Below are 7,223 nucleotides of genomic sequence, written 5' to 3'. Positions count from 1 at the left end.
GTGTGCTCACCGTCCACGTGATCGGTACCGGGTGGGGCAGCCGGGTGAGGGCGTCGGTGAATCCGGTGGCGGGCGGGTTCATGTGGCGGGGGTCGAGGTCGATCACGCACAGCCCGGCCGGGCCGGTCGCGATCGCGACGTTGCGGGCCGGGTCCTGGCCCCACCAGTGGTGGATGCGGGCGGGGTCGGTGCTGGCGTGGTCGGGCCAGCGTTTGAACACCGGTGGTTTCTTCGCGCCGGGCCGGACGGGGAACACCGGCCACCCGCGCGTGGCGAGGTCGAGGGCCACCGCCCGCAGGTCCCGACTTTCCGCGTGCAGGTCCAGGTCCTCGGCGATTGGGGTGGTCACCAGCGGGATCCGTTGAGGCGGGCGGTGCGGGCGATCCACCCCGCGGTGGCGTGCAGGTCCCGCATCCGCTCGCGCACGGCTTCGAGGGTGCGGTGATGGTCGGGGTCGGTGGGCAACCGCGGGTAGTCGAGATGATCGGCGCGCAGGAGCAGATGCCAGGACAGACTCATCTGGTCGAACACCCGTACGGTGGCACGGAAGCCACCCGCGCTGTCGACGATCAGAATGATGTCGGCGGGCTGATGGTCGACCAGGCACAGGCTGCGGGCCTGGTATCCGGTGTCGGTGCGGGCCAGGGTGTCGATGGCGGGTTCGTCGGGGGTACGCACAGGTGACTCCTTGGGGAATGCCGCGAGAGCCGCGACGTTGTCCCGGTGCGCCCGAGGGGTTTCGGGCGCACCGGGAGCCGGGGTGTGGCGGGCCGGTCAGGCCGCTTCGGGCAGGTCCTGCTCGGCGGCATCGGCCCGGTCGGCGTCGGCCGAGGCCGTGTCGGTGTCGGCGGGTGCCGCGTCGGTGTCGGTGGGGTTGTCGATGTCGATGTCGATGGCCTTGAGTTCGCCGAGGGCGGCGAGTTCGACCGGGACGAGGGTGTAGCCGAGTTCGCGCAGGAACTCCAGGTAGCGGCGTGCGCCGGAATCGACGTAGCGCCACAGGTCCTTGTCGGTGCGGTGCTCGTAGCCACCCAGCACCAGCGCCAGGGCGATGACCTGGGCGCGGGCGGGTTTGGTGGCGTCGAGGGTGTCGAGCACGGCGTGGCGGGACTGGTAGCCAGTGAGGGCGAGCAGTTTCATCGCGGAGTCGAAGGCGTGGTACTCGCTGATCAGCCCCGGGTCGGCCAGCATCGACCGGGTCAGGAACACCGCGGCCTGCGTCGGCGGGGTCCGCCGCGCCAGCAGTCGGGTCACGAACTCGACCCGGGTCGCCTTCGCGGCCACACCGAGCTTGTTGAGCTCACGCACCCGCCGCCGCGCGGCCCGATCGAACTCCGCCGCCCGCTCCGCGGCCTCGGCCGCAGCGCGCCGTTCGGCCGCGACCTGTTCCTCGTCGACGGCCCCGCCCTCGTGGCCATCGTCCGCACCGCCCGGATCGTCGCTGTGGTCGCCGTCGCTGATCTCGGTGTCGGTGGGTTCGGGGCGTTCGCGTAACCCGGTCTCGGCGAGGAGGTCGCGGCGCAGGAAGAACTCGGGCAGCACCTGGTCGCGCTGTTCGACCTCGCGGGCGTGGCGCAACCCTTCGGCGGGTTCGGCGTCGGGCCGGTCGCGGGTGTCCCAGTCCACGGTGTCGGGGTCGACGAGATGGCCGCTGTCGATCTCGACCCACACCTGGTCCTGGTCGAGGTCGAGCCACACCAGCCACGGCCCGGGATGCGCGGCGATGTGGGCGAGCTCGATGGCGTTGCCGTCACCGTCGACCAGCTCAGCCGCGCAGAACAACTCGGCGTCGCTGTCGTAGAGGTCGGGGTAATCGGTGAGGATCCCGAGCCCAGCCTGCGCGTAGGGCAGCGCGTCGGCGAGGTAGGCGCGTTGTTCGGACCGGTCGGCGGCGATCCGGTTGGCTTCGAACTGGAACACGCTACTGCGCACGTTGAGCAACCGGCGCACGGCGTCGAGGTCGCCGACGCTCTCGTAGTCGGCGATGACCGCGGCGTGGGCCAGGTCGTACTGGTCGTCGTCGATCAGCCCGCGCGCGGTGGCCGAGGAACCGACCTTGCCGACGAGTTTGACCTCCTCGCGTTTGGTCTGCAACGCCTTGGCCACGCGGGTGACCGACGCACCGAGATCCAGGGCCTGGGTGATCCCGGCAGCGCGGTCGCCGTTGGTGAGCGGGATACGGCGATCGTTGAGGGTGATCTGCTCGAAGATGCGCTCGATCTCGGCCTCGCTCGCGTCCACGCTCGGGTCGAAATCGCGGATGTAGACCGGGACCTCGGGGATTTCGAAGGCCAGCGCGGTCAGGGTGCGGACCTGCCCGTCACGCACGACCAGACGGCCGTCGGGCATCCGGATCACCAGGATCGGGTCGCGCACACCGTGTTCGCGGATGGAGTCGGTGACATCCGGGTGGTCCTGGAGCTGGAAGGTCTTGCGCACGTTCTCATCGATCTCGAGCAACGCGGGATTCACCGTCGGCCCCGTGCACAACGTATCGAGGCTATCCGGATCGTCGCCGCTGTCGGCGACAGCGATGTCGGGATCGGTGTCGGGATCGGGCGTGGCGTCGACGGCGTCGGTCACGTCGCCGATATCGGTGTCGGTGGTGGGTGTGTCGGTGTCGGTGGGCATCGAGATGGGCTCCTATCGTGAAAGAGGCAGGGACCGGCCAGCTTTGGACTGGTCGGTCCCTGCCTCGGGGGAGGGGACTTCGATGGGTGGAGTCGGGCCGCGGCTACCCGCTGTCGGGTTTGGTGAGGTCCGGGGGTTCGTTGTCGAGGACGATGTCCAGGTCGTGGCGGGCGATGGCGATCTCGCTGTCGATGCCGCCGTGTTTGTCGTCCACGTCGCGGTAGCAGGCGCGGCACACCACCCCGGTGACCGAATAGGCGCTGCCCTTGCCGCTGGCGTGACAGCACGGTGTCAGCACCATCTTGTAAACGGTGCAGAACCTGATGACGACACAGCCTTCGGCGTCGAGGCCGAGGATCTCCTCGACAGCGTCGAACCCCGCGGGCAGTCGCAGTTCTCGCTTCTTCTTCGTCATGGGCAATGCCCTTCCAGGGGCCGAAGAGGTTCTGGTCGGCGCGAAAAAACGACATCGCGGTCGCCCGTAGCCGGGAGGCCGGGGCAACCGCGATGTCGTGGCCGCAGCGCTACTTCTTGGGGCGCGGGGCGACGTTGATCGGGCGCAGGTGCCGGGCCCCGTGCGGTGCCGCGGGTTCGGTGTAGCCCCAGTGCTTGGCTTTCCAGTCCGGGAACTGCTCGCGCCAGCGCGCCACGGTGTCGGCGCCCAGCGCTGTTACCGGACCGGCGGCACCGAAGTGCTCGGCGGTGTCGAATTCGGGACGGGTCAGAACAACGGTTTCGGTCATGGGCACAACTCCTTCGAAAACGGCAGGGACAGGGGCGGGGATTTCGTGCGGGAGAGCGACCTTCCGGGGGACGGTCAGACGAGGGTCATCGCGGTGAGGGCGAGGTCGTCGAGGTTGTCGGCGCGGTCGGGGTCGGGAATGGTCTGGGAGTAGCTGGTGACCGCGTTGGCGATCCCGGCGGCGGTGAGCTGGCCACCGGCGATGAAGTGCGACAGGATCCCGGTGCGTTCGTCCTCGGTGAACCCGAGTTTCTTGCTCATGACTTCGAGGGTGCGTTCGGGTTGGGTGACCGGGGTCCCGGCGTGGCGTTCCAACTCCGCGACCCGCGCGGTCAGGAACTCAGGTGACATCCACTCCGAGACTTTGTCGCGGGTCTCGGCGGTGATCACCGCGAGCCGTTTGCGTTGGGTGTCCTGCGACCAGGCACGGGTGCCGCCGATTTCGAGGCGGTCACCGACGTGGCGTTTGGTGAACGCGAACAACGGCAACGTGAGGCCGTTGCCGCAGATCTGCACCATCAGTTCCGGTTTCAACGTGACGGCGTGGTGGCCGATCTCGCTGTTGGAGAACCGCAACCCGGCGAACACCACCGGTTCGGCCCCGGGCCGGTAGCCGCGGTTCTCGCGGGCGGCCAGGCGGCGGCCGGTGTCGATCTGTCCGGCGACGCGGTGGCGTTCGGCTTCGAGTTCGGGGTTGGCGAACGGGGTCCGATAGTTCTCGAGAAAGGTCGGGGCCAGTGCGCGGATCTTGGGGGAGTACACCTTGCAGTGCATGGAGGATTCCGACAGGTCACACGAGCGCACCGTGACCTCGGTGTCGGCGAGGCGGATGCCGTCCAGGACGGCGGTGAGCACGTCGAGGTTGTCGATGATCCCGTAACGGTCCGAGAGCACCGCCCGCAACACCCCCGGCTGATCCGGGTGGCCGGAGGTGAACAACCTGAGCAGGAACGAGCGTTCGTCGGGGCCGCCGGGCAGGCGCGGATCGGTCGGGCCGTGGAGCAGGCCGTTGATGTTGGCGTCGTAGAGATCGGTGCGCTGGGACTCACGCAACGAGCGCAGGTATCCGGCGGGGATCTTGAGCTTGGATCCCAGATGCGAATCCGCCGCACCGGTCGGCTGATACAGGCCGTCCACGGTCGTGACGCCGCGGTCGTCGAAGACCGGTTCCACCCCCGTGAGCTGCAACAACCCGTCGGAGGCGCGCAGCGCGGAAGCGGGGGCCAGAACATCGAGTTTGGCGGCCTGCTGATCGTTGAGCAGACCGACGAGGTCACCCAGTTCGGCGTGACGCACACACGAAGCGATCGACATGAGGTGTAGATCCTTTCTCGGACAGACGGATACGACACGACACCCACCGGGCGGGGGTGGGTGTCGCGTGAACAGGGGGTGCTGTGCTCGGTTGGTTCGTGGCACCGAGTGCGCGGATGCTCGGGCGCCGGATCGCCCGGGTGCAAGGGGTGTATTCGGACGCGTCAGGCGTTCGGGGCGGGACCGTGGTCGTCGGCGCGGTGCAGGTTGTCGAGCTGTTGAATGAGGTGTTCGATGGCGTCGAGTTGTTCGCTGGTGAGCGCGGGTATCGCCACCACCGCAGTGGTGTTGAAGCCGCCTCCTACGTCGTGGCCGCAGTCCAGACGGCCGGTTTCGGCTTCGGCGGCGGTATCGAAGGCGTGCAGGTAGTACTCGGTGCTGGCCCCGCCCTGCTGGATGTAAGCGAAAGACGGTGTCGGTTCCGGCGCGCCCTCGAGCCACGCGGACAACCCGCCGGATCGGGTGCAGGATGTGATGGGCTCGATCGTGCAGGTCGCATTCGTCGTAGTCGCGCTCCTCGCCGATCTCCGCGTACGCCAACACCGCACGCAGGTCTTCGAGCACCGTGGGGGTGAGTGCCGGGTCGGTATCGAGCGTCATCGAAACTCCTCCAGGTGACTGCGATTGGATCGGGCGCGGGGCTGGTCAGGTTTGTTGGCGCAGGGCCTGCACGAGCGCCCAGGCGGCGTCGGTGTCGGCGCGCGCCGCCGCCAGGCGTCGGAAGCCGCGCTGCTGGCGCACGTCAAGGGTTCCCAGTTCGGCGGCGATTTCCTGGCGGCGTAGATCGGCACGGTGGTGGCGGTGGTGGGCGGCGCGTTCGTCGGTCAGGAATTCGGCGGCGATCTCGATAACGGTGTCGCACACCAACTCCCGCAGATCCGCATCGACGGTGTCGAGCGGGTACCCGAGGTCGAGCACCAAGCGTCCGGGCTCACCCAGACACACCGCCGCCGCGGCCCCACGCCCCGGGTCACCGGGTGTGAACCGGGCCAGCACCCGCGGATTGCCCAACGCCTCACCGTGGGCGCGCAGACCGAAAAACCGCACGATCACCATCGACCGGCGCGCGGGGATCCCGTCGACCAGGACGGTGTGTTCGCCCATGTCGGTGAACACCGTCCCGGTCAACGGTGCCTCGTCGGTGCGGAACAGGGTGTAGGAGGCCCCGTATTCGGCGGTATTGGTATTGGTCGAGAGGCTGAAACCTGGTGTGGGCATGACGAATCCGAACTCCTATCGGTCGACGCGCGAAGAAGGGTGGGTGTGTTCAGCTGGCGTGAGCAGTCCGGTCCCACGCCGCTGTCTCCACTGCGGCGGGTGGCCGGGTGCGGGCGCGGCGGCGACGGGCGAGGGCGCTGTCACCGAATTCGGTGGTGACGATCTCGGTCCGGGGCGGTCGCTGATGCCAGTACGGGTCGTGGAAGGCGGTATCGACACTGCATCCGGGTTCGAGGGTGATGCCGGTGCCGGAGGAGAAGCGCTTGTACTCGGCGTCGCCTTGCCCGTCGCGCATCGCCTGGCCCCCGCTGTACTTGAAGGGCGCTGAACTCTGTGGGACCAGGAAAACGCCGTGACGGGCAAGGTGGGAAGCCAAAGCGATCACGTGATATTCGAATTTGGATCCGAGGTATCCGGGGGCGTTGCCGGTGCGAGGATGGTTGCCGAAAGGCGGGTTGGCGATCGCGGTATCGAACAACCGCCACCGGTAGCGCCCGACATCGAACACATCGGCGCAGACCCAGGTGGCCTCGGGAACCAGCTTCATCCCGACCGCCACGAATGCGGGATCAGCTTCCACACAGACGATTTCGCGCGCCGGTCGCCCGTTGGCCTGCTCTGAGGGGTTGCGGCAGGCGAAAGCCAGCGCGCCGATCCCGGCACACAGATCGATCACCCGGTTACCGACCACATCCAGCGACATACAGTCCGCGAGATCGTTCGGGGTGAAGAACGCGCCACCGGGAAGGCGATTCTCGTTCGCCGATTCCTGGAAGTGGGTCAGCACGAAGTGCTTCTCCTCTTCGTCCAGGTCCCGGCGTAGACCGGCCAACCCGAGCGCTTCGCGATGCGCGCCGGCCTCGGCGCGAGTGAGTCTGCCCATGACGATCGACCTCCGAACACAGGAAAGACACCGCACCCCGGGCACTGGGGGACGGTGAAAAGGGGATGGGATGCGGAAAACAGTTGGTGTCGCGCGGGTTTCAGCTGCGTGGGTGTGCGGTGCTAGTCGGATGCGACGAAAGGATGATGGTGGGAAGCGGAACCGGACCCACGAGCGGCGGTGCCCGAATTCGCGACCGGATCCGGTCCGGAGCAGAGCCTCGGGCAGCGGTCCGAAGGGCGATGTCGATGCGTCCGATTTCGCCTGGGTGACCAGACATTTGCCAAAAGAGTGATGAGTCTCACGAATGTTGTTCTGTCGCTATGGGCAGCGTTGTTGGCGTGTGGTCCGTGCAACTCGGGGTGTCGGCGGGATCCGCTTGAGATTCGCTCCGGATTCGCTTGAGATTCGGTTCTGAGCCTTCCGGTGGCATAT

Annotated in this window: 9 protein-coding genes; all 9 read right to left on the bottom strand. The window is 67.8% G+C overall.

Translation table 11 applies throughout. The features are described from left to right. A partial coding sequence (locus JZ792_RS06025; protein ID WP_216907669.1) for a bifunctional DNA primase/polymerase occupies window positions 1-349 on the bottom strand: 349 nt, incomplete at its 3' end. Continuing rightward, a complete protein-coding gene (locus JZ792_RS06020) occupies window positions 346-678 on the bottom strand; it encodes a hypothetical protein (protein ID WP_216907667.1) in 333 nt (110 codons plus the stop codon). The genes JZ792_RS06020 and JZ792_RS06025, both read right to left, overlap by 4 nt. Window positions 679-774: 96 nt before the next feature. Continuing rightward, complete coding sequence (locus tag JZ792_RS06015) at window positions 775-2,631, bottom strand: ParB/RepB/Spo0J family partition protein (RefSeq protein ID WP_216907665.1); 1,857 nt, start codon at window positions 2,629-2,631, stop codon at window positions 775-777. A gap of 103 nt (window positions 2,632-2,734) precedes the next feature. Continuing rightward, window positions 2,735-3,046: a hypothetical protein gene (locus JZ792_RS06010; protein WP_216907663.1), complete on the bottom strand. Its 312-nt coding sequence runs from the start codon at window positions 3,044-3,046 to the stop codon at window positions 2,735-2,737. A 109-nt stretch (window positions 3,047-3,155) separates the two neighbouring features. After that, window positions 3,156-3,374, bottom strand: coding sequence for a hypothetical protein (locus JZ792_RS06005; RefSeq protein WP_216907661.1), 219 nt, complete (start codon window positions 3,372-3,374; stop codon window positions 3,156-3,158). 74 nt (window positions 3,375-3,448) lie between these two features. Further along, window positions 3,449-4,687, bottom strand: coding sequence for a hypothetical protein (locus JZ792_RS06000; protein WP_216907659.1), 1,239 nt, complete (start codon window positions 4,685-4,687; stop codon window positions 3,449-3,451). Window positions 4,688-4,851: 164 nt separating this feature from the next. Beyond that, a complete protein-coding gene (locus tag JZ792_RS05995; protein WP_216907657.1) occupies window positions 4,852-5,136 on the bottom strand; it encodes a hypothetical protein in 285 nt (94 codons plus the stop codon). Window positions 5,137-5,332: 196 nt separating this feature from the next. Beyond that, window positions 5,333-5,905 carry a hypothetical protein gene (locus JZ792_RS05990; RefSeq protein ID WP_216907655.1) on the bottom strand — a complete coding sequence of 191 codons (573 nt, stop codon included), beginning with the start codon at window positions 5,903-5,905 and terminating at the stop codon, window positions 5,333-5,335. 49 nt (window positions 5,906-5,954) lie between these two features. Next, window positions 5,955-6,788, bottom strand: a complete 834-nt coding sequence (locus JZ792_RS05985) for a class I SAM-dependent methyltransferase (protein WP_216907653.1) — start codon at window positions 6,786-6,788, stop codon at window positions 5,955-5,957. Window positions 6,789-7,223: the final 435 nt, after the last annotated feature.

This window comes from Nocardia noduli, assembly GCF_019038455.1.
In the GTDB taxonomy this organism is placed as follows: domain Bacteria; phylum Actinomycetota; class Actinomycetes; order Mycobacteriales; family Mycobacteriaceae; genus Nocardia; species Nocardia noduli.
This window is presented reverse-complemented; position numbering and strand designations above follow the sequence as displayed.

Excerpts from the sequence above, each read along its gene's own strand:
- JZ792_RS06015 (WP_216907665.1), bottom strand. The coding sequence starts at position 2,631 with ATGCCCACCGACACCGACACACCCACCACCGACACCGATATCGGCGAC.
- JZ792_RS06010 (WP_216907663.1), bottom strand. The coding sequence starts at position 3,046 with ATGACGAAGAAGAAGCGAGAACTGCGACTGCCCGCGGGGTTCGACGCT.
- JZ792_RS06005 (WP_216907661.1), bottom strand. The coding sequence starts at position 3,374 with ATGACCGAAACCGTTGTTCTGACCCGTCCCGAATTCGACACCGCCGAG.
- JZ792_RS06000 (WP_216907659.1), bottom strand. The coding sequence starts at position 4,687 with ATGTCGATCGCTTCGTGTGTGCGTCACGCCGAACTGGGTGACCTCGTC.
- JZ792_RS05990 (WP_216907655.1), bottom strand. The coding sequence starts at position 5,905 with ATGCCCACACCAGGTTTCAGCCTCTCGACCAATACCAATACCGCCGAA.
- JZ792_RS05985 (WP_216907653.1), bottom strand. The coding sequence starts at position 6,788 with ATGGGCAGACTCACTCGCGCCGAGGCCGGCGCGCATCGCGAAGCGCTC.